The sequence below is a fragment of the Lentzea sokolovensis genome (genome assembly GCF_033949975.1).
GTDB classification, from domain to species: Bacteria; Actinomycetota; Actinomycetes; order Mycobacteriales; family Pseudonocardiaceae; genus Lentzea; species Lentzea sokolovensis.
Genome location: NZ_JAXAVU010000017.1, coordinates 414,175 through 435,310, shown reverse-complemented (window position 1 = coordinate 435,310; position 21,136 = coordinate 414,175). Strand labels below are relative to the sequence as shown.

The window sequence follows — 21,136 nt, the reverse complement described above, 5'->3', positions numbered from 1 at the left end:
TCACTGCTGCCGCAGTGTCTTCAGCCTTCGGATTACTAGGCCGTCAACTTCCGTCGCAAGGGGACGGTCGGTTCCATCAGCCATGAAACCAATTCCACGCGGAGGCCTTCCCTCAACGCGTTCTCGGCGAGCCAGTGGTCCACGTCACCGTGGTAGGCGCGCGCCGGCCTCGGCCAGCGGTCCATCCACTCGGCGAACGCCGCGTTGATCGCGATCGGGCCACCCGGCGGTCGCACGCCGAGCACCAGCACGGGATCCTCTCCGGTGGCGAAAGAGGCGGCGGTGTCGTGCACGCCACCGAAGAGGATCCGATCCGCACCCAACTCACGGGCTTTGTCCGCCACCCCGAAGAACGCCGACCCACGCCCGTGGGCACGCACCACCAGCTGATGCGCGCCGAAGTCGGTGTCGAGGAACTCGTCGGCGTACGTGCCGTCGTCGGCCAGCACCAGCACGTTCGTGCCGCCGGGGAGAGCCCCGACCTGCCCAGGATGCGTGATGCCGATGACGGTGATGCCCACGCCGTCAATCCTGCCGAGCTCGTGTTAACCCTTGGCACCGCTCGCGTTAAACAAGTTTCGGAAGCACTTCCGCGCCGAACAACCGGATCGTCTCGATGACCGACTCGTGCGGCATGCCGCCGATGTCCACCATCACCAGGTGCGTGTCGATGGACAGGTGCTCCGCCAACGCGTTGAGCCGCGACGCCACCTCGTCCGGCGTGCCGCACACCGCCGAGCCGTCCATGATCGCGTCGACATCGATGTCGCCGTCCCCGCGCCACGGATCCGCGAACCGCGCGTACTCGGCCAGGTGCGGCCGCCACCGTTCCCGCGCGTCCTCCCGCGACACGAACACGTGACTGGGCACGCCGACCCGTCCGGCGGGGAAGTGCTCCCGGTATCGCTGCACGACCTCCAGGTAGATCGACGGATCCCGCAACGTCGACGGCAGCATCAGCGGCATCTCCAGTTCGGCGCCCAGATCCGCGGACACCGCCGACCCCGACCCGATCCACACCGTCGGCCGCGGCGTCTGCACCGGGCGGGGCGTCGTCGTCACGTCGCTCAGCTGCCCCCGGAACCGCCCGTCCCAGCTCACCGACGGCTCCTCCAGCAGCTTGAGCAGCAACCGCAGGTGCTCCTCGAACCGCGCTCGCAGCTCGCCCGGCTGCACGCCGAACGCAGCGTCGGTCTCCTTGTCGACCCCGCGCGCCACGATCAGTTCGGCGCGGCCGTTCGACAGCACGTCGAGCGTCGCCAGCGCCTCGGCCACCAGCACGGGGTCGCGGTGGGCCAGCAGCGTCACGCCGGTGGAGAGTCGCAACGTCGACGTGCGCGCGGCCACGGCCGCCAGCAGCAGTTCGGGAGCGGACACGATGTAGCGGGTGAAGTGGTGCTCACCGATGGCGACGCCCGCGAACCCGGCTTCCTCGGCCACCACCGCCTGCTCGACCATCGCCCGCAGCCGGTCCGCCTGCGGCACCTCCTGCCCGGTGCACGGGTTGGGCAGGTGGTCACCCAGGATGAGCAGGTAGACGTCCATGCGGGCCATTTTCCATCGTCCGAGGCAAGATGGTTGATGTGGTCACCAACAACGAGGCCGAGAGCCGCTACGAAGTCCACGTCGACGGTGCGCTGGCCGGGTTCCTGGAGTACAGGGTCATCGGTGAGGTCATCGCTCTCGTGCACACCGAGGTCGACGAGGCCTACGCCGGTCAGGGCCTCGGCGCCCAGCTCGCGAAGTACGCGCTCGACGACGCGCTTGCCCGTGATGTCAAGATTTCCCCGTTGTGCCCGTTCGTGGCGAAGTACATCGACAAGCATCCGGAATACCGGGTTACTATCCGGTAAGGATAGTTGCTGTCGCTAACAATGAGGTGGGCGAGCGTGTGGAGTGAGCCGGGCGCGTTCGAGGTCGCACCAGGGGTGCACCGGATTCCGCTGCCGCTGCCGAACGACGGGCTGCGCGCGGTCAACGTCTACGCGATCGAGGACGGCGACGGCCTCGTCCTGGTCGACTCCGGCTGGGCGCTGGACGAGGCCCGCGACCAGCTCGAAGCCGCCCTCGGCACGCTGGACAAGGGCTTCGAGGACATCAGGAAGTTCCTCATCACGCACGTGCACCGCGACCACTTCACGATGGCCGTGTCGCTGCGCAGGACGTTCGGCAACAAGATCGCGCTGGGCCTCGGCGAGCAGCCGTCGCTGCGGCACATGCTGCACGGCCAGGACGACCAGCACGTCGGCGACCTGCGCAAGTGGGGTGCCGCGGAGCTGGCCGAGACGTGGATCAAGATCATGCACCACGTCGACCGCGGCGAGGCCCTGCGCGACTACGAGGAGCCGGACGAGTGGCTCGTCCGCAGCACGGTCGGCCTCGAACACCGCGAACTCGAGGTCATCCCGACGCCCGGCCACACCCGCGGGCACGTCGTGTTCGTCGACCACACCGCGAAGGTGCTGTTCTCCGGCGACCACGTGCTCCCGCACATCACGCCGTCGATCGGTTTCGAGCCGCTCCGGCCCGAACTCCCGCTCGGCGACTACATGACGTCGCTGCGGCTCACCCGTGAGCTGCCGGACCTCAAGCTGTTGCCCGCGCACGGGCCGGTGACCGACAGCTCGCACGAACGCGTCGACGAGCTGCTGCAGTTCCACGAGCAGCGCCTGGAGGAGATCCTCCGTGCCGTGGCGGGCAGCGCGTTCGAGACCGCCCGCAAGATCGGCTGGACCCGCCGGCAGCGCCGGTTCGACGATCTCGACATGTTCAACCAGGTGCTGGCCATCGGCGAGACGGCCGCGCACCTCGACGTTCTCGTCGAACGTGGCGAATTGACCCGAACTCTGAACGCCGGCGTGCTCGAATACCACGTGTGACACCGCTTGAGCTGGCCGCCTGGACCTGGAAGATGCCCCGCAGGGGCAGGGGATTCTGGTTCTCGCTGGCGATCGACGTGCTGTGGCCCGTTGTCGTGCTGTTCGTGCGCCTCAGGGTGCGCGGCAGGCAGCACGTGCCGGGCAACGGCGGCGTGATCCTCGCGTTCAACCACCTGTCCAATGCGGACACGGTGGCGGCCGTGGTGTTCGCATTGATGTCGAACCGGGTGCCGCGCGTGCTCGCGAAGGCCTCCCTGTGGCGCATGCCGGTCGTCGGCTGGGTCATGCGCTCCGGTGGGCACATCCCGGTCGAGCGGGGCACCGTGAAGGCCTCAGAGGCGCTGAGGCCCGCTGTGGAGGCGCTGCGCGACGGGGAGTGCGTGATGGTGTTCCCCGAGGGCACCTTCACCGACGATCCCGAGAACTGGCCGATGAAGGGCAAGTCCGGGGTGGCGCGGATGGCCCTCGAATCGCGCGTCCCGGTCGTGCCGGTGGCCGAGTGGGGGACGCAGGACCTGTTGCCGAAGGGCAAGATCCTTCCGAGGTTGTTGCCGCGCAAAAGGATCGAGGTCGTCGCGGGAGCACCGGTCGACCTGTCGGACCTGTACGACCTCGATCTCACCGCCGAGGTGCTGGCCGAGGCCACGCGACGGGTCATGGCGGCCATCACGACGATGCTTTCAGGCATACGTTCCGCTCAGGCGGGTAGCCCTGGTGCATGACCACGCGAGAGGAATTCGAGTTACGCAGGCAGCGTCGTCCCGGTGGGACGGGGATCTGGGCGCCGGTCGTCCCTGAACCGCGCGAGCCCCAGCAGTGGGTCGTGCAGGCCGGTGAAGAACCCGTGATCGTGCGCAGCGTCGACTGAGTGTCTAGTTCCCCTGGACGGCGTCTAGACGTACTAGACGCGTCTAGTTAACGTAGACGCCATGACTCTGGACGAAGAACTGCTGAGGGCGGCGCGGACGGCGGGTACCGCCTCCGCCGCTGCTCAGAACCAGGCCGACATCGCCAAGGCCATCTACCACCACTCCGTGCTGAGGCTGCACCGCGCCGGCGGGTCGATGCGCGAGATCGCCGAGGCGCTGAAGATGAGCCATCAGCGCGTGCATCAGATCGTGGAGCAGTCCAGGCGCACCGAGCGCTGCTGGTTCTGTGCGCGTTCCGGCGACGAGGTCGACAAGTTGATGGCCGGGCCGGTCGCGCTGATCTGCGACATGTGCGTCACCGCGGCTCAGGTCGCCGAGGTCGGCCACTGCTCGTTCTGCAGCGAGACCAAACCGGTCCACGAGGGAGCCGAGGCGCAGATCTGCCGATCCTGCCTGGACTTCAGCGCCGCTGTGATCAGCGGGGCAGCTTCACCACGGTGACGAAGAAGTCGTCGATCTGACGGACGACCTCGATGAACCTGTCGAAGTCCACCGGCTTGGTGACGTAGGCGTTGGCGTAGAGGCTGTAGCTGCGCAGGATGTCCTCCTCGGCCTCCGAGGTCGTCAGCACGACGACGGGGATCGAACGCAGCTCGGCGTCGTTCTTGACCTCGCTGAGCACCTCGCGGCCGTCCTTGCGGGGCAGGTTGAGGTCCAGCAGGATCAGACCCGGCCGGGGCGCGTCCTTGTACTGGCCCTCGCGCCGCAGGAACTCCAGCGCCTCCACACCGTCCTTGACGATGTGCAGCGAGTTGCGGATCTTGTGGTGCTCGAACGCCTCCTGCGTCATCAGGGCGTCGCCGGGGTCGTCCTCGACGAGCAGGACGTCGATCACGGTCAGTGGTGACTCAGACATGTACTTCCTCAAGCTCGGCGGCGACTTCCGCGACTACGGGCAGGGTGAACTCGAAGCAGGTACCGGAGTCCACATCGGTCTTCAGCCGGATCGTGCCGCCGTGGAACTCGACGATCTTGCGACACATCGCCAGTCCGATGCCCGTGCCCGGATAGGCGTCCTTCGGGTGCAGGCGCTGGAAGATGACGAAGATCCGGTCAGCGTACTCCGGCTCGATCCCGATGCCGTTGTCCCGCACCGTGAACTTCCACATCTCGTCGTCGCGTTCGACGTCGACGGCGATCACCGGCGCCTCGGCGCCCTTGAACTTCAACGCATTGCTTATCAGGTTCTGGAACACCGCGCTGAGCAGAGACGCCTCACCTCGTACGGAGGGGAGTTCCGCGATCTCGAGCCGGGCCCCGGACTCCTCGACGCGGTCGGAGAAGCTGTCCACGACGTGGCGCACGAGCTCGTTGAGGTCGATCACCGTCTGCTCGCGGGACATCCGGCCGACGCGGGAGAACGCCAGCAGGTCGTTGATCAGCACCTGCATCCGCTTCGCGCCGTCGACCGCGAACTCGATGTACTGGTCTGCGCGTTCGTCGAGCTGGCCGCCGTAGCGGCGTTGCAGCAGCTGGCAGAACGACGCCACCTTGCGCAGCGGCTCCTGCAGGTCGTGCGAGGCGACGTAGGCGAACTGCTCCAGCTCGGAGTTCGACCGCTGCAGCTCGGACTTCGCCTCCGCGAGCGTCTCGAGCTCCTGCACGATCCGGCGGCGCATCTGGTTCACGTCCTCGCCGAGCATGACCGTCTCGCGTGGACCGTCGGCGTCGATCTCGTGCTCGAAGTCGCCGGAGGCGACCTGCCGGGTGTGGTCGGCGAGGTTCGCGAGCGGTGCGATCAGCAGGCGGTGCAGCAGCAGCGAGAGGCCGCCGATCACCGCGACCAGCAGCACACCCATGCCGATCACCAGCCACAGCACCACCTTCGCCGCGTCGTCGAGATCCGCGCGGGCCTGCCGGGCGAGCGCGCCGATGTCGCTCTGCAGCGCCGCTGTCTCCACCCGCAGCTGGTCGAACAACCTCTTGCCCAGCTCGATGTCGCCGGCGATCCCGGCGTCGGGGCCGGACTGCTTGATCGCGGCGATCGTCGGGTCCGCGTACTCAGAGCGCCACCGCCGCGCCAGGTCCTCGATGCGGCTGACCCGGCCGTTGACGTCGCCGACGAGGTTGCGCACCTCGTTGGTGGCTCCCGTCTGGGTCTCCTGACCGTCCAGATACGGCTTGAGGAAGCTGTCCTGCCCGGTGAGGGTGAAACCGCGCACACCGGTTTCCTGGTCGAGCAGCGAGCGGTTCAGGGTCTGGGCGCGGCGTGCGGCGGGCTCGATCTGGTCGACCGACCGCGACCGCGTGTCGCCCAGCGCGTCCAGCGCGACCACCGTGGACGAGATCGCGACCGCGGTCATGGCGAGCAGGACCGCCGCGATCACGCCGAGCAGGCGGCTCGCCGGCATCCTCTGCGGGAGATTCACTTACCGTCCTTCAGCAGCAGAATGGCCACGTCGTCATCGAGCGCGCCTCCGTTGAGCTCCGTCACCTCCGCGATGACGGAGTCCATCCAGTTCGGGCCGTTCCGCAGGTGCTCGTGCAGGATGTCGCACAGGCGTTCCACGCCGAGCCGGTCGATGTCGTCAGGTACCCGGCCTTCGATCAATCCATCCGTGTAGCAGGCGATCGACCAGCCGGACGGCAGCGGCACGTCCACGCCGGTCCACGCGTAGTCGGGCAGCACGCCGAGCGGCACGCCGATCTTCGACTGCGGCAGGTCCACGATCCGGTCGCCCACCATCAGCAACGGCTCGGGGTGCCCGGCGAGGAAGTAGCGCGCCGAACGCCGGTCCGGCGCCACCGTGACCATGCAGGCCGTGGTGAAGATGCCCTCGCCGTGCCGTTCCGCGACCAGCACCTGGTCGAGCGTCTGCAGCACTTTCTCGGGCGGTGCGCCGGAAAGGACCAGCGCACGCCACGCGATCCGCAGGCAGACGCCCAGCGCGGCCTCGTCCGGGCCGTGGCCGCAGACGTCGCCGATGATCGCGTGCACGGTGCCGTCCGGCATGCCGACCGCGTCGTAGAAGTCGCCGCCGAGCAGCATCCGCTGGCCACCGGGCTGGTAGCGGACCTCCAGGTCGACGTCGGAGTTCTGCAGCAGCGGGGGAGGGAGCAGGCCGCGTTCGAGCCGGGCCCGTTCGGCGGCCAGCAGCTTCGCTTCCCGCAGCTGCCGCTGGGCGTCCTCGGAACGGCGGCGTTCGACCGCGTACCGGACCCCGCGCAGCAGCAGTTCGCCGTCGACCTGGCCCTTGACCAGGTAGTCCTCCGCGCCGGCCGCGACCGCGGTGATGCCCTCGCGTTCGTCGTCGCGCCCGGTCAGCACCAGGATCGCGGGCGCGTTCGGCCTGCTCAGCAGCCGGTGCAGCGCGTTCAGCCCGGTCGCGTCGGGCAGGCCCAGGTCGAGCAGCACGCACTCGGCGTCGCCGAGCAGCTGTTCGGATTCCGCCAGCGTGCGGGCGCGCGCCAGCACGAACGGCGCGTTCGCCTCTTCGAGCAGCGCCTCGACGAGCAAGGCGTCGCCATCGTCGTCCTCCACCAGAAGGACGCGCACTGTCTTCGTTCGCATCGGGTCGGACTTTACTGTTATTGGGCTGCGGGGTCCGCGTCCGACCTACCAGGATGTGCGGCGTGTTGATCCGTCTCGCCCAACCAGCCGAACTGCCGTACCTCCAGGAGATCGAAAACGCCTCCGGAGAACCGTTCCGCGACATCGGCATGCCCGAGATCGCCGACGACGACCCGATGTCCCTGGAGGACCTCGCCGAGCACGAGGTCTGGGTCGCCATCGGCGCGGAAGGCGTGCCCGTGGCGTTCATCGCGGTCGGCGACGTCGACGGCGCCACGCACGTCCACCAGGTCTGCGTGCATCCGACGCACGCCCGCCAGGGGATCGGCGCGGCGCTGATCGAGCACGTCACCCGCTCCGAGCGCGCTGTGACGCTCACGACGTTCCGCGACGTGCCGTGGAACGCGCCGTACTACGAGCGCCTCGGGTTTCAGGCCGTCGCGGACGTTTCGCCCGGTCTGGCCGGGGTCATGCGCGAGGAGGCCTCACGGGGTCTCGATCCCGCGAGGCGTGTCGCGATGATCCTTCTCCCAGCGCAGGTACGAGCCTGAGGCCATCGAAAGACTGCTGAGCAGCCACACGAGGACACCCGCGTCGTCGGTCACGCCGATCACCGGAAGGAACTCCGGCAGGACGTCGATCGGCGACACGAGGTAGACCAGACTCACCACCCACAGCAGCACCTGGCTGCGCGGCAGCTCCGGGTACTTGCCGCTGCGCCAGGTCTTCCACAGCCGGGGCAACGCCTTCGCGCGCTGGATCGGGTTCCCGACCGGGCCGGGACCGTTCTGCGCGCGTTTGCGGCGGTTGCGCAGCACGCCCAGCACCGCGAACACGAGTCCGAGCGGGATCAGCACCCAGCCGACCACCGCGGGACTCAGGCCGCCCAGCGGGGCGTTGCGGAACAAGAGGATCAGCAAGCCGGCCAGGGAGATGAACGATCCGAAGACGACCATCTGAGCGGACCCCTAACTAGGTTCCTGGAAGAGCATCGTCGGAATGGCCTTGTGCGGCTGCTTGAGCTGCTGCGGTTCCGGCTCGCGCAGGTCGATCACCGCTTCGGGTTCCTCAACCGGCTCTTCTTTGACCACCGGCTTGCGGGCGGCCTTCACCGGCGCCACGTAGGGCTGGTCCAGAGCGGCACGCGCCTTGGAGATCCAGACCTTCTGCATGGCTTCGTCCTTGCCCCCGGCCGCAGTCGCCGCGAGTCCGGACAGGACGCCGCGAATGCGGGGCACGAGCGCCTGATGACGCCGGATCGCATGCCACACAGGGTGATCATCCGGTAGCCGGGCGGCGACGAGCTTCGTGATCTGTGCACGCAGTTCCTCTGTGGACAGATCGAGCCAGCGTTCGACCGCTGACGGGCCAATTGCCACGTAGATAGCCTCCCCGAAAACGACAACTGCCCCCACAGGATCTCACGGATCCCGCGGGGGCAGCCCTCTGGTGTCGCGAAACGTCAGGAAGCCACGACTTCGAGCAGGGTCTTGCCGTTCTCGTCGACGATCCGGAACGTCGCGATCTCGTGCCAGCGCATGGCCACGTTCGCCTGCAGCCGGATGGTCTTCTTGTCGCCCGCCACCGGTTCCGGGGCGTACCAGGAGGTGACCTGGGCGACGCGACCCGCGCGTCCGACCGCGACGAGCGAACCCCTGCTGGGGCCGGTCATGCCGCTGACCTCGATGTCCATCGAGGTTCCCCACGGCTCGTCGGAAGCGTTGATCTTCGTGAAGACACCGCTGTTCGGATCCTGCTGCTGGACCTTCATCGAAGAGTCCGTGGAGTTGTTCGCCACCGGAGTCTGCGACGTGGTCGTGGTGTTGTTGGGGGCCGCCTGGTTCGAACCTTCGTCCCCGCCGCGCACTACGAGCGTCGTCACCACGGCGGTCACCGCCACGATGCCGGCGGCGGCGGCCGCGACACCCTGGGCGACGAACCACCGGCGGCGCTTCCTGCGCGCCGAGACGGCGTCGAGCATGACCCGCACCGACTTGCCGTCGGGGCGTTCCGGAGCTGTCCCGCGCAGCATCCCGCCCGCGTCGGCCTCGTCGATGAGGTCGGGCACCACCGCGAAGTCGCGCAGGTCAAGAGCACACCGCCGACACTCGGTCAGGTGGTTCTCGAACGCCTCCACCTCATCGGCATCGAGGATGCCGAGCACGTAGGCGGCGACGTCGAGGTGATCTGGTGCCGTTGTCACCGCGTCTCTCCCCGATCGTGCAACGCACGCCGCAACGCACGGAGCGCGTAGTACACCCTCGACTTGACCGTTCCCGGCGGCACACCCAGTGCAGCCGCGGCCTCACCGACAGTGCGGTCCCGCAGATATGTCTCGAGAATAGCCTCCCTGTGTTCCTCGGAGAGACCGTTCATCGCCTCGGCCACGACGATCGCCGCGAGGGTGCGATCCTCTTCGCTGCCCGAAGGCGACTCGTCCGAAGGGGTCAGTTCGAACTCCTGCGGACGGACGCTTCTCTTACGCCTGTCGTCAATGACCAACCGCCTTGCCACCGTGAACAACCACGACCGCAAGAGCACGGGGTCACGCTCGAGCTTTTCGGCGTTGCGCCATGCCCTGACCAGGGTTTCCTGCACGATGTCCTCGGCCCACTGTCGATCATGGCCCGTCAGTCTCATGCAGTGTCCCAGCAGGGCGCTCCCGAATTCCTCGTACAGCCGACGGATCAACTCTTCCTCGAGAGACCCCGGTCTTGGTGATTGTTCGTCTAACTCGCGTTGACGTCTATGCCGCGCCACGGTGGACATCCTTGCCCCATCAACCGTCTCAAGTCGAGAGGCAAATATTCCTCACGAAGTTCGTGAACCGTTGCCGGATCGTGTCCGTACTCCTCGGTACCCCGCCGAGAAAGGACCCCAGCCGATGCGACGTGAACAGGCCATCACCGCTCTTGCGGCACTGGCTCTCAGCCTCACGGCGTGCGGCAGCACCCAGACCCCTCCCGGAGGGGCCGCAACAGGTGGCTTGCAGGCGAAACCTGCTGATCTGAGCGGGATGAACAACTACTTCATCGCGAACACCGAGCAGATGGGGTGGTTCGTCACCGACGCCGACGGGCTCCCGCTCTACCGCTACGACAAGGACGTTCCGAAACCGTCCAAGTCCAACTGCGAGGGCGAGTGCGCGAAGGCGTGGAAGCCGGTGCTGGCGGACAAGACGCCGATGGCGACTGGCATCGACCCGATCTCCATGGGTGTTCTGACCAGGCCGGATGGCACCAAGCAGCTCACCATCCAGGGCTGGCCGCAGTACACGTACGCCGAGGACAAGGTCGCCGGTGACATGAAGGGCCAGGCAAAGGGCGGAGTGTGGTTCGTCACCGCCCCCAACGGCGCCAAGATCACCGGCGGAAAAGCGCAGAACAACAGCAACAAGAGCAGCAGCACGCCGAGCACGTCCCCCTCGGGCACCGGCCAGACGTCATCTGCGCCTCCGCCCGCCGCGCCCGGCTACTGAGCCCACTGCTCAGCCGCATTTTCATCCATCCCCTATCGACTTCCTTTGGACAACGAGGACAACAAGACGATGACCAGAGCCCTCGCCACCGTCTTTGCGATGTTGTTCCTCTTCTCCGGCCTCTCCGCCACGGCTGCAGCGCAGCCCGCGGACACCGGGGGAGTGATGGACACCCCGAGCGGACCTTTGACCGCGAACGACCGCGAACTGCTCAACAGGGTGCGCCTCGCAGGCCTGTGGGAGATGCCCATGGGCGAGCTCACGGCCACCAAGGCGTCCAACGCCAGGGTCAAGCAGATCGGCAAGATGATCATGCTCGACCACATGATGCTGGACGCGCTGACGAAGAAGACGGCCGCCGGGTTCGGGCTGACCACGCCCGACGTGCCGAACCCGACGCAGCAGTCGTGGATGGAAGAGATCAACGCGCTCGAAGGCGACGCGTTCGACCAGGCGTTCATCGCCCGGTTGCGCGCCGCGCACGGCCAGATCTTCCCCTTCATCGCGAAGGTCCGCTCAGGAACGCGCAACGACGTGATCCGCGGGTTCGCGCAGGCGGGTATCGACGTGGTGATGAAGCACATGACGCTGCTGGAGAGCTCGGGCCTCGCGGGTGACGCGGCGTTCGCGGAGCCCCAGCCGGCCGGCGGCATCATCAACGCGACTCTGGCCTCCGACGAGGGGCCGAACATGTGGGTGATCCTCACGGTCACCGCCGCGGGAGCCGTCCTCACCGTGCTCCTGCTCCGAGTACTCCGCCCGCGACGACCGGTGCGGTGATTCCGCAAGACCCCGTTTCACAGCAGCAAACGGAGGTGGTGTCCCAAGGTCAGAGGCACTCCAACGCGGACCTGTTCCCACCCGCCCGGCCCTGAAGTGTCCACTCCTGCACCGCAGGTACGGGCGGGTTCCCGCGAAGCTCTATCGGAGGAAGTGTTGTTGTCCAGCCAGATTCCGCTCCTGGTGGCCCAGTCGTCCGAGTTCGACTCGGGTGTCAAGAAGATGGCTCAGCTGTCTGCCAGGCTGGCTTACGTCATGATGTGCGCCACCTTGTCCTGGGGTGTGCTCATCGCGACCGGGTGGGCAGAGAAGCTCACCGGACGTGAAGGACTGAAGAACGGGCACATGGTGCTCGCCTCGTTGGCCATCGCGTTCGGCTGCATCCACGCGTTCGCCTTCACACTGATCCAGATCGGCACGTTCAGCTTCATCAAGCTCGTCCTGCCGTTCGTCGACGGCGGCCTGTTCCGGCACGCGCTGGGCATCCTCGGCCTGGAGGTCATGCTCGCGATCGCCGTGCTCGCCTCGATGAGGCACAAAGTCTTCTACCGCAAGTGGTTGAGGTTCCATCAAACGGCGTACATCGCGGTGACGATCACCGTGGTGCACTCCTGGTTCGGCGCCATCGCGAACGGCAACCTGTCCGTTCTCTGGCTGGCCGGCCTCACCGTCCTCGTCCCGACCGCGACCCTGGCCCTGGCCCGGTTCCTCCCGCCCGAGGTGCTTCAGCGCATCGGCATGCTCGACTCCGAGCGCGGCAAGGAACCCGGCGTCGGTGAGGGCGACGCGATGGACGTGAGCGTCAACAACGAGAAATGCCACCGCTACGGCACCTGCCAGGCGGAGGCACCGGACGTCTTCCAGCTGATCGAGGACAACCGCCTGACCTACAACCGCCGGCCGCCAGAGGAGCACTTCGCTCAGGCCCGGGCGGCACAACGTGCGTGCCCGATGCGCGCGATCGAGATCAGGGAGCGAGTGAAGTGAGCGAACGGATCGTGGTCGTCGGCGGCGGACTCGGTGGAGTCCGTTCCGCGGAACGGCTGCGGGAGATGGGTTTCGACGGGCAGATCACCATCCTGTCCGCCGAGCGGCACCTCCCGTACCACCGCCCTTGCCTGTCGAAGCAGATGATCACCGGAGAGTGGACCCCGGACGACTCGTTGCTGTCGTTCTCGGGTGACCTCGACGCCGAGTGGCGCCTGAACTCCCCGGCCCTGCACCTGGACCCCAAGACGCAGTCCGTCTGGGTGCCCGGCGGCGAGGAGATCAAGTACGACGGCATGATCATCGCCACCGGCGTCGACGCCAGGGCGATGGGCGGCGCTCCGCGCCACGACCCGCGGGTGCACGTGCTGCGGACGTTGGACGACGCGATCGCGATCCGCAAGAACATCCGTCAGTCGCAAGGCCTCGTCGCCGTCATCGGCGGCGGGTTCATCGGCTGCGAGCTCGCCTGTTCGATTCGTCACATGGGCCGCGACGTGGCCCTGATCGTGCGCTCGCCCGCGTTGCTGGGCGGCGTCGTCGGTGACGACATCGGCAAGAAGATCACCGAGGCGCACGTCGAGCACGGCGTCCGCCTCGCCACCGGTGTCGGCATCAAGCACTGGGTGCGTCAGCCCGGCGGCATCGGCATTCACCTGAGCGACGGCCAGGTCTTCTTCGCCTCGTGCGTCGTGCTGGCCGTCGGCGCCTCGCCGGCCGTCGACTGGCTGCGCGGCTCCGGCCTCGACATCTCCGACGGCGTGCTGTGCGACTCGACGAACCACGTGGTCGGCGCCGAGAACCTGGTCGCCTGCGGTGACGTGGCCCGCTGGCCCAACATGCGCTTCAACGGTGCCGTGCGCCGCGTCGAGCACTGGCTCAACGCCGTCGAGGGAGGCAGAGCCGCGGCCGAGAACCTGTTGGTGGGCCGCAGCCACGCCAAGACGTACACGCCGGTGCCACGGTTCTGGACCGAGCAGTACGGCATGCGGGTGCAGGGCGCGGGCCTGCCCGTCCTGGGCACCGACACCACCGACGTGAACGGCCTCACGGGTTTCATCGCCAACGGCAAGCTCGTCGGCATCGTGGGCCTGGAGTCGCCGGGCAAGATCATCACCGAGACTCCGGAACTGTTCCGGCAGAACGAGGTCGAGACGAACACCCCCGTGTGGACGCAGCCGGAGGAAGAACCCGCTGCCGCCGCCGAGGAAGCTCTCCCGACCTCCATGATCCCGGTTCCCGAACCGGTCGCCGCCCTCGCATCATCGGTTCCCCCGTCAGTCTCGTCGTCGATGTCCCCGCCATTGCAGCGGCGGAGGCATTCGCGGTCGAGGCCGGAGATGGTGCGTTCGGGCGGAGGACGTGCGAGGCCCTAACCAGGTACAGGAGGTGCTCAGGCCGGTGGTACAGGGCAAGCGGGAACGGCGAACTCCGACGTCGCCCGCGTGGCCAGGTGGCGGACCGATGACGTCACGCGGCGATGCGCTCGTTCCCGCACCGGCGGCCTGAACCTTCTTCTCGTGCGTCACCAACGGTGTGGCGGCTCGGCGGGCTCCCGAGTCGCCACACCGGCCTATTTCCGGGGAAATTTGATCCCCGAATACGCCGAACTGAACTGTTAAACGCGGTCGTGGCTGTCCGCAGGCCGGTTTCCGGACATATTTTTCCGGAACCCTGCTTGAAGGAGTTCCAGCCATGCGAATGCGCAGAATCATCGCCGCCGCGTGCGGGCCGGTCGTCGCGATCGGTGTTCTCGCGGCCATTCAGGGCGGATCGGCGCAAGCCGCCCAGCCCGACACCCCTGGTGCACCGCCCGCCGCCGTGAACGGGGTGGCGAAGGCGCTGGGCATCTCGCCCCAGCAGGCACGCACCCAGCTCACCGCCCAGGACGAGGCGCACAAGCGGTTCAAGAGCCTCCCGCCGTCCCTGCTCGACCAGCTCGCCGGCCACTGGTTCGACGCCGGGGCGGGCGCGCTGACCGTGGCGGTCACCACCGACGAGGCGGTGGCCCAGGCGAACGCGCGTGGCGTCAAGGCGACCAAGGTCCAGCGGAGCCGGGCCGACCTCGACCGGCAGCTCGACGAGGTCCGCGGGCTGATCGGCGACGGCGTGCCCGGCGTGTACAGCTGGGGCGTCGACGTCAAGAACAACCAGGTCGGCGTCACGGTCAACACGACCAGGAAGACCCAGGCCACCGAGAAGTTCCTGCGGGACGTGAAGAAGCTCGGAGCCGGTGTCGTCGAGACGGACTCCCAGCAACGCCAGCAGGCCGGGACCGTGCAGACCGGCAGCCCGTGGTGGCCGGGGTCCGAGTCGAACTGCTCGGTCGGCTTCGGTGCGACGGATGCCAACGGCGCCAAGCACTTCCTCACGGCCGGGCACTGCACGAACGACGCGAACCAGGCCGCGTACGGGCAGTCCGGGCAGCAGAACCGGATCGGCACCTCCAACGTCGGCGGCAGCCGCAGCGTGAACGCCCGCGAGGGTGACATGGGCGTGGTCGCGGTGACCGAGACCGGCTGGAACCTGTCCGCCGCGGTCAACACCTGGGGCGAGCCCGCGATCACCGTGACCGGCTCGGTGGAGGCCATGGTCGGCGACCGCGTCTGCCACTCCGGCAACACCTCCAAGTGGAAGTGCGGCGAGGTCAAGTACACGCACAAGTCCGTCGACTACGGCGGCGGGCTGGTCATCGAGGACCTCACCTGGACCACCGCGTGCTCGCTCGGCGGTGACTCCGGTGGTGGCTGGTTGCTCGGCGACAAGGCCGTGGGCCTGCACGACGGTGGTCCGTCGCAGTGCGTGCAGAACCCGACCAACGACGACGACCTGTCGATCTTCCAACCGGTCAACGAGGCCCTGCGGAAGTGGAACCTCACGCTGGTCACCGGCGGGCCGGGCGACACCACCGCGCCCACCGCTCCAGGGGCCCCTCGTGCCGTGAGCACCACCTCGTCCAGCGTGTCCCTGGCGTGGGACGCCTCCACGGACAACGTCGGCGTGACGGGTTACGAGGTCTACAACGGCGGTGCGCTCGCCACGACGGTCACGGGCACCACGGCGACCGTCACCGGCCTCAAGCCGGACAACGACTACACCTTCACGATCAAGGCCAAGGACGCCGCGGGCAACGCGTCCGCCGCCAGCGCGCCCGTCAGCGCGCGCACCCAGCCGGGCACGGCGGACGACGAACCGCCCACGACGCCGGGAAACCCCAGGTCGACCGGCGTCACGGCGTCCAGCGTGTCGCTGGCCTGGGACGCGTCCGTCGACAACGTGGGCGTCGCGGGCTACGAGGTCTACAACGGCAGTGCGCTCGCCACGACCGTCACGGGCACCACGGCGACCGTGACGGGCCTGACCGCGGACACGTCGTACTCGTTCACCGTCCAGGCCAGGGACGCGGCGGGCAACAAGTCGAAGCCCAGTCCGGCCGTGTCCGCCCGCACGTCGTCCGGTGACACGGGCGGCCGGACGTTCACGAACGACACGGACTACCAGATCCGGGACTTCCAGACGGCGATCAGCCCGGTGCGGTCCACCGTCACCGGCTCGGCCCAGAACCCGATCACGGTCAAGGTCGGTGCCACCCACACCTGCCTGGAAGACCTGAACGTCACGCTGGTGGCGCCGGGTGGCCGCTGGTATCCGCTGCTGCGGACGCCGGGAGGCAACTACTCGTGCACCCCGTTCGTCAGCGGCAGGACGTTCACCGTCGTCCCGGCGGCAGGGGAGGCCGCGGGCGGTACGTGGACGTTGCGGATCGGGGACAACGGCCCCGGTGACGTCGGCGTGCTGAGCAGCTGGTCGGTCACGCTCTAGCGACCAGCGGCAGGAGCGGGTCCCGCATCCCCGGCGGGACCCGCTTCACCGAATGGCACGAAGAATCGCACAACTGAAAAGTGAACGGCGCACTGAAGAGTTGGGCGTTGTGCCGCAATGTCCGGTGAAGCGAACCTTCCCGTCGTGAAAACAATGCGATTGATCGTCGGCGTCGCGGACGACATCGACCAGACCTGCACGGCCGACCTGTCGAACGAGTCCGCCGACGGCACGCTCCATCGGTGCCCTCGCTTGGCCTTCTCACGGAGCGGTGATCACCTGACCCGCCCACGACAGCCCGCCACCGAAGGCGAACAGCAGGACGGGCTGACCGGACGGGAGTTCCCCGCGCTCGGCCATCTTGGACAGCGCGAGCGGCACCGAGGCGGCGGAGGTGTTGCCCGACTCGACCACGTCGCGCGCGATCACGGTGCCTTCGCGCAGGCCGAGCTTGCGCGTCATCGCCTCGATGATCCGCAGGTTGGCCTGGTGCGTGACCACGGCCGCGAGGTCCGTGACGGCGACGCCGGCCCGTTCGCACGCCTGGATGGCGATGGCGGGGAGTTCGCTGGTGGCCCAGCGGAAGACGGCCTGGCCCTCCTGGGAGAACCGGGGCTGCCACTGGTCGACGAGGCGGACCGCGTCGCTGCGCGTCGGGTCCGAGCCCCAGGTGACCGGGCTGATGAGGGCGTCGGGGGAGGCGCTGACCACGGCCGCGCCGGCGCCGTCGCCCAGCAGGATGCACGAGGAGCGGTCGGTCCAGTCCACCAGGTCGGACATCTTCTCGGCGCCGATGACCAGCGCGTGCTGTGCGGCACCGGCGCGGATCGTGTGGTCGGCGGTGGCGAGCGCGGTGCAGAAGCCCGCGCAGGCGTTGTTGAGGTCGAAGACGACCGCCGACGGGATCGACAGGTGCGCCGCCACCCTGGCCGCGGTCGAGGGGGAGCGGTCGATCGCCGAACAGGTGGCGACGATGACCTGCCCGATGTCGGACGGCGCGAGCCCGGACGCGGCGAGTGCCTTCGCGCCCGCCGCGGAGGCCATGTCGGCGACGGTCTCCTTCTCGGCGGCGATGCGGCGGGTGGCGATGCCGGTGCGCTGGCGGATCCACTCGTCGTTGGTGTCCACCATCTTTTCCAGGTCTGCGTTGGTCAGCACGCGCTCGGGCTGGTGATGGCCGAACGCGACCACACGGGATCCGGACAAGGTGAACTCTCCTTCAGGCCAGGCGACCCGGCGAATATAGCAACCGATCGGTCGGTAGCTAAAGAGACGTAGACTACAGACATGAGCCCGCGCCGATCCGTCGCCGACACCCGCGAGACGCGGCAGCGCATCCTCGACCGGAGCCTCGCGATCGCCTCGGCGGAGGGGCTCGAAGGCCTGACGATCGGACGGCTGGCGACAGAACTCGGGATGAGCAAGGCCGGGTTGCTCGGGCACTTCGGCACCAAGGAGGCCCTGCAACTCGCGGTGGTCGACCAGGCCGCGGAGGTCTTCCTGCGAGAGGTGCCGCGCAAGGTCAAGCAGATGCCCTCGGGCCTGCCGCGCCTCATCGACGTCTGCGAGGCCTGGGTCTCCTACCTCGAACGCGAGGTGCTCCCCGGCGGGTGCTTCTTCACCGCCGCCACGGCCGAGTTCGACGGCCGCAGCGGCCGCGTCCGTGACGCGCTGGCCGGCATGAACGCGTTGTGGCGCAGGGACCTGCGGATCCACATCCGGCGCGCGGTGAGCGACGGCGACCTCAAGCTGGACACGGACGTCGACCAGCTGATCTACGAGATCCTCGGCGTCATGCTGGCGCTCAACCACTTCCTGCAGCTCGAACACGACAGCGCGGCACCACGCCGGGCCCGTCAGGCGTTGAAGCGGCTGCTCACGAAGTGATTGATGATCGCGGCCACTTCCTGTGGCCGCTCGGACACCATGCCGTGCGTCGCATCGATCTCGTGCACCTGCACGTTCTTCGGCAGGTCGCGGCGCAATCCCGCGCGGTGGGCGTCGAACAACGGCACCAGGTCGGGTGGCACCGGCAGGTTGCGCGTGGCGAGCACCAGAAGGAACGGGCTGGTCACCTTCGCGAAGACCGGCAGCGCGTCCAGGAGTTCGGGCGACGTCCGCAGCGCCGAGAGGATCTCGCGCGACGGGCGGGTGATCGTCTCCAGTTGGGCGTCGAAGATCGCGTTCAGCCTGGCCAGGCCGTTCGCGACGTCCTCGGCCGGCAGCCCCGCGTAGTTCGCTGGATGCGTTGTGGCGGAACGATGTCCGTCCAGACTCGCCACCGCTGGGCACGTCGGGTGCCGCAACGCCCACAGGCCTGCGAGGATGCCGCCCAGCGACTGCCCGACGACGACGGGCTCTTCGAGTCCGAAGTGGACGGCGGTCTCGTCGAGGTCGTCGAGCACGGCCTCCCAGTCCCACTCGCCGTCGGGAGACTCGCCGTGCCCACGCAGGTCGACCGCGACGGCGCGGCCGTTCAGCTGGGGCGCAAGCGTTTCCCAGGTGGATCTGCCGCCGCCCAGGCCGTGCAGGAGCAGGTGGGGCGGGCCGTCGCCGCCGAAGTCGGTTGCCGCTAACTTCACTGGTCTCTCCTCAGGCTCAGCCGTGTGCGGATCGAGTCGACGGTCACGCCGCCGTCCGGGTGCCGCAGCAGCTTGTTGCGATTCACGAGGTCATGAACGCCCTGGCGGGTGATGCCGAGCATCGCGCCCGCCACCCCCAACGACACGTGGTCCTTGCTCGGGTGGCCGGCGCGCCTCGCGGCGGCACGCCCCAGCGGTGTGGCCCACCAGCTCTCGGGTGGGTCGAACGGGGTGTCGCCGGGGTAGAGCACGGTCATCAGGCGGACGGCCACCTGCCGGGCTGTCGCGTCGTCGGGGCCGAGCAGCTGGGCCGCCCACATCTCGGCGTCGGCCTCGACGGACTGCCGCAGGCCGACGAGATCGGCCTGCGGCAGCAGGATTTCCAGCGGGTCGAGCAGGCGGCTCGTCACGAGCCGGATCAGGTCGTCGCGCAGGTCCACGTGTTCCGAGGTGGTCGCCACTTGACAGACGATAGCAAGTACTTGACGCCTGCCGTCAAGTAGCTAGGCGGCCCACATCTGCGCGGGAGCGATGTAGTTCCAGGTGTAGAGCTGGTTCGCCCCGTCGTAACTCCCGTCCGTCCCCGCTCCATAGGTGTCGTGGACGTAGAACGAACCGTTGTCGTGGTACCCGATCACCACGGAAAGGTGGCCGGAGGTCGAGCCCCACGTGCCGCTCATGATCACGAACTTGCCCTGGTCGAGGAACGCGCGGACCTGCGCCGGGGTGAAGTTGCCCTGCTGGACCGCGGCGCCGTTGCGGGCCAGGAAGTCGCGCTCGGACTCCCAGGAGGCGCAGGGGCGGTTGCCGGGGCAGTAGTAGCCGGTGATCCAGCCGTGCGCGCCCTTCCAGTTGCCGACGCGGTCCCAGTCGTTCATCGTGCGGTTGAAGGTGGTGCCGCGGTTGGAGAACTCGTCGGTGATGTAGCGGCCCCACTTCGAGTAGTGCGAGGTCGGCTGAGCGACCTGCACGCCGAACTCGTTCGTGAGCTGGTAGGTGACGAGGTCGATCACCGCGCTGGTCGGGCCGCAGGACGAGTTGCCGTTGAACTCGTTGCGCGTGTCCCACAACTGGTGGATGTACTCGGCGCGGTTCAGCCGGCCCATCGTGGTCACTTCACCGTCCAGCGAGGCGGCGCGAAGACCTGACGCCTTCACGTACCCCTTCGCCGGGCTGCCGATCACGGCCTCCGCGCCGTCGATGCCGGTCAGCGCGTAGTTGAACGACAGGCCCTCGACGACCCGCGAAGCCTTGCGGGTGGCCAGGTCCTGGACGTAGACGCCGTTGAACCCGGCGAACTGGTCGGGGCCGAGCTTCTTGTCGGACACGCACCCCATGACCTCGTACGCCACGCGCGCGCCGTCGGTGCTCCACACCGCGCTGCGGTAGTGGTGCCGGGTCTCGCCGACCAGCGATCGGACCTCGCCGTTCTCCGACGCCAGGCCCAGCCACTGCGGGTCGGCGCCACCGCAGCGGTAGACCTCGTTGTGCTTGATGAAGCTGACGTGCCGCTCGCCCTTGACGTCGACGAGCTTGAAGTCGCGGTACAGCGACGAGGAGTCCGACGTGAGCAACGGCTTCGCGGCGCCCGACTTCAGGTCGAACCGCACCAGAGAACCCACGTAGGTGCTGTCGTCGGCGACGTTCGGGTGCTCCACGGCCAGCAGCCCGGTGCCGTCGGTGGTGAAGCCGAGCAACTGGGGCGCGCGGCCCTTGAGCTTGCCCACGGAGACGCCGCCGACCACGACGTTCTCGCCGTCCGCGTAGGCCAGCGTCGAACCGTGGAACACGGCCGAGGTGATCGCCCCGCGCGCCACGAAACGAGACTTGCCGTAACGGTCGACCGTGCTCAGAACGCTGCCGCTGGTGCCGTCGAAGTCGGAGATCACGGCGGCCAGAGCGCCGTCGGCGGAAGAGGTCGACCTGACCGTGTAGGCGGGGTCGCTGACGGCCACAGCGGCTCTCTTCACACCGCCGACGATCACGTCGTAGCCGCCTGCCGAGCGGACGGCGTGCGACTGGGACGGGCTGGAGGAGTAGGGCTCGACGGCCTGGGCGGGGGACACGGCGGCAGCCAGCGTGCCCAGCGCCACCACCAGTGCCAGTGAGGTTTTCGTCATGGGTCGAACGTCCTGGCTCGTGGCATGCGTCCGGTATGCGGTTGGTGG

The 21,136-nt window shown here is 68.2% G+C and carries 25 protein-coding genes; 12 read left to right on the top strand and 13 right to left on the bottom strand.

Annotation, left to right across the window (positions count from 1 at the left end; genetic code table 11):
- Positions 1–35: 35 nt before the first annotated feature.
- Complete coding sequence (locus SK854_RS45035; RefSeq protein ID WP_319981327.1) at positions 36–521, bottom strand: hypothetical protein; 486 nt, start codon at positions 519–521, stop codon at positions 36–38.
- Between the two features lie 46 nt (positions 522–567).
- A complete protein-coding gene (locus tag SK854_RS45030) occupies positions 568–1,545 on the bottom strand; it encodes an LLM class flavin-dependent oxidoreductase (protein ID WP_319981326.1) in 978 nt (325 codons plus the stop codon).
- Between the two features lie 38 nt (positions 1,546–1,583).
- Here SK854_RS45030 and SK854_RS45025 point away from each other — a divergent pair, with 38 nt between their 5' ends.
- From SK854_RS45025 to SK854_RS45005, 5 genes are all read left to right on the top strand, one after another.
- The gene (locus tag SK854_RS45025) at positions 1,584–1,853 is read left to right on the top strand and encodes a GNAT family N-acetyltransferase (protein ID WP_406601903.1); all 270 of its coding nucleotides are present in this window, start codon (positions 1,584–1,586) and stop codon (positions 1,851–1,853) included.
- A 21-nt stretch (positions 1,854–1,874) separates the two neighbouring features.
- Complete coding sequence (locus tag SK854_RS45020) at positions 1,875–2,879, top strand: MBL fold metallo-hydrolase (protein ID WP_319981324.1); 1,005 nt, start codon at positions 1,875–1,877, stop codon at positions 2,877–2,879.
- Positions 2,876–3,601: a lysophospholipid acyltransferase family protein gene (locus SK854_RS45015; RefSeq protein ID WP_319981323.1), complete on the top strand. Its 726-nt coding sequence runs from the start codon at positions 2,876–2,878 to the stop codon at positions 3,599–3,601. Before SK854_RS45020 ends, SK854_RS45015 begins: the two co-directional genes overlap by 4 nt.
- Positions 3,598–3,747: a hypothetical protein gene (locus SK854_RS45010; protein ID WP_319981322.1), complete on the top strand. Its 150-nt coding sequence runs from the start codon at positions 3,598–3,600 to the stop codon at positions 3,745–3,747. Before SK854_RS45015 ends, SK854_RS45010 begins: the two co-directional genes overlap by 4 nt.
- A 61-nt stretch (positions 3,748–3,808) precedes the next feature.
- Positions 3,809–4,249, top strand: a complete 441-nt coding sequence (locus SK854_RS45005) for a ClpX C4-type zinc finger protein (protein ID WP_319981321.1) — start codon at positions 3,809–3,811, stop codon at positions 4,247–4,249.
- Here the strand turns inward: SK854_RS45005 and SK854_RS45000 are convergent.
- Genes SK854_RS45000 through SK854_RS44990 form a run of 3 tightly spaced genes read right to left on the bottom strand, consistent with a single transcriptional unit; the run spans position 4,224 to position 7,319 of the window.
- On the bottom strand, positions 4,224–4,664 hold the full coding sequence (locus SK854_RS45000) for a response regulator (RefSeq protein WP_319981320.1): 441 nt from the start codon (positions 4,662–4,664) through the stop codon (positions 4,224–4,226). The genes SK854_RS45005 and SK854_RS45000 overlap by 26 nt on opposite strands.
- On the bottom strand, positions 4,657–6,177 hold the full coding sequence (locus tag SK854_RS44995) for a sensor histidine kinase (RefSeq protein WP_319981319.1): 1,521 nt from the start codon (positions 6,175–6,177) through the stop codon (positions 4,657–4,659). Before SK854_RS44995 ends, SK854_RS45000 begins: the two co-directional genes overlap by 8 nt.
- Positions 6,174–7,319, bottom strand: a complete 1,146-nt coding sequence (locus SK854_RS44990; RefSeq protein ID WP_319981318.1) for a PP2C family protein-serine/threonine phosphatase — start codon at positions 7,317–7,319, stop codon at positions 6,174–6,176. The genes SK854_RS44995 and SK854_RS44990 overlap by 4 nt, the downstream gene beginning before the upstream one ends.
- A 65-nt stretch (positions 7,320–7,384) precedes the next feature.
- Between SK854_RS44990 and SK854_RS44985 the strand changes: the two genes are divergently transcribed.
- Positions 7,385–7,870 carry a GNAT family N-acetyltransferase gene (locus SK854_RS44985; RefSeq protein WP_319981443.1) on the top strand — a complete coding sequence of 162 codons (486 nt, stop codon included), beginning with the start codon at positions 7,385–7,387 and terminating at the stop codon, positions 7,868–7,870.
- Here SK854_RS44985 and SK854_RS44980 read toward each other — a convergent pair.
- The 4 genes from SK854_RS44980 to SK854_RS44965 are packed head-to-tail and all read right to left on the bottom strand — an operon-like array spanning position 7,805 to position 10,088.
- Positions 7,805–8,275: a DUF1232 domain-containing protein gene (locus SK854_RS44980; RefSeq protein ID WP_319981317.1), complete on the bottom strand. Its 471-nt coding sequence runs from the start codon at positions 8,273–8,275 to the stop codon at positions 7,805–7,807. The genes SK854_RS44985 and SK854_RS44980 overlap by 66 nt on opposite strands.
- Before the next feature lie 12 nt (positions 8,276–8,287).
- On the bottom strand, positions 8,288–8,734 hold the full coding sequence (locus SK854_RS44975) for a hypothetical protein (RefSeq protein WP_319981316.1): 447 nt from the start codon (positions 8,732–8,734) through the stop codon (positions 8,288–8,290).
- A 47-nt stretch (positions 8,735–8,781) separates the two neighbouring features.
- Positions 8,782–9,522 (bottom strand): anti-sigma factor family protein, encoded by a 741-nt coding sequence (locus tag SK854_RS44970; protein WP_319981315.1) that lies wholly within the window; start codon positions 9,520–9,522, stop codon positions 8,782–8,784.
- Positions 9,519–10,088, bottom strand: a complete 570-nt coding sequence (locus SK854_RS44965; RefSeq protein WP_090065093.1) for a sigma-70 family RNA polymerase sigma factor — start codon at positions 10,086–10,088, stop codon at positions 9,519–9,521. The genes SK854_RS44970 and SK854_RS44965 overlap by 4 nt, the downstream gene beginning before the upstream one ends.
- Positions 10,089–10,203: 115 nt before the next feature.
- On the opposite strand from SK854_RS44965, the gene SK854_RS44960 reads away from it, so the two are divergent.
- The 5 genes from SK854_RS44960 to SK854_RS44940 all read left to right on the top strand — a co-directional run bounded on the left by SK854_RS44960 (position 10,204) and on the right by SK854_RS44940 (position 16,386).
- On the top strand, positions 10,204–10,797 hold the full coding sequence (locus tag SK854_RS44960; RefSeq protein ID WP_319981314.1) for a COG4315 family predicted lipoprotein: 594 nt from the start codon (positions 10,204–10,206) through the stop codon (positions 10,795–10,797).
- A gap of 69 nt (positions 10,798–10,866) precedes the next feature.
- A complete protein-coding gene (locus tag SK854_RS44955) occupies positions 10,867–11,577 on the top strand; it encodes a DUF4142 domain-containing protein (protein WP_319981313.1) in 711 nt (236 codons plus the stop codon).
- A 159-nt stretch (positions 11,578–11,736) separates the two neighbouring features.
- On the top strand, positions 11,737–12,564 hold the full coding sequence (locus SK854_RS44950; RefSeq protein ID WP_319981312.1) for a 4Fe-4S domain-containing protein: 828 nt from the start codon (positions 11,737–11,739) through the stop codon (positions 12,562–12,564).
- Entirely contained in the window at positions 12,561–13,940 is a 1,380-nt protein-coding gene (locus SK854_RS44945) for an NAD(P)/FAD-dependent oxidoreductase (RefSeq protein WP_319981311.1), read from the top strand. Before SK854_RS44950 ends, SK854_RS44945 begins: the two co-directional genes overlap by 4 nt.
- Before the next feature lie 319 nt (positions 13,941–14,259).
- Positions 14,260–16,386 (top strand): fibronectin type III domain-containing protein, encoded by a 2,127-nt coding sequence (locus tag SK854_RS44940; RefSeq protein ID WP_319981310.1) that lies wholly within the window; start codon positions 14,260–14,262, stop codon positions 16,384–16,386.
- A 261-nt stretch (positions 16,387–16,647) separates the two neighbouring features.
- Here SK854_RS44940 and SK854_RS44935 read toward each other — a convergent pair whose 3' ends face one another.
- A complete protein-coding gene (locus SK854_RS44935) occupies positions 16,648–17,592 on the bottom strand; it encodes a beta-ketoacyl-ACP synthase III (protein ID WP_319981309.1) in 945 nt (314 codons plus the stop codon).
- 81 nt (positions 17,593–17,673) lie between these two features.
- On the opposite strand from SK854_RS44935, the gene SK854_RS44930 reads away from it, so the two are divergent.
- Entirely contained in the window at positions 17,674–18,273 is a 600-nt protein-coding gene (locus SK854_RS44930) for a TetR/AcrR family transcriptional regulator (RefSeq protein ID WP_093604193.1), read from the top strand.
- Here the strand turns inward: SK854_RS44930 and SK854_RS44925 are convergent.
- The 3 genes from SK854_RS44925 to SK854_RS44915 are packed head-to-tail and all read right to left on the bottom strand — an operon-like array spanning position 18,243 to position 21,088.
- A complete protein-coding gene (locus tag SK854_RS44925; protein ID WP_319981308.1) occupies positions 18,243–18,968 on the bottom strand; it encodes an alpha/beta fold hydrolase in 726 nt (241 codons plus the stop codon). The two genes, SK854_RS44930 and SK854_RS44925, sit on opposite strands and share 31 nt — an antisense overlap.
- A complete protein-coding gene (locus SK854_RS44920) occupies positions 18,965–19,429 on the bottom strand; it encodes a hypothetical protein (RefSeq protein ID WP_319981307.1) in 465 nt (154 codons plus the stop codon). Before SK854_RS44920 ends, SK854_RS44925 begins: the two co-directional genes overlap by 4 nt.
- Before the next feature lie 42 nt (positions 19,430–19,471).
- Positions 19,472–21,088 carry a C39 family peptidase gene (locus tag SK854_RS44915; RefSeq protein WP_319981306.1) on the bottom strand — a complete coding sequence of 539 codons (1,617 nt, stop codon included), beginning with the start codon at positions 21,086–21,088 and terminating at the stop codon, positions 19,472–19,474.
- Positions 21,089–21,136: the final 48 nt, after the last annotated feature.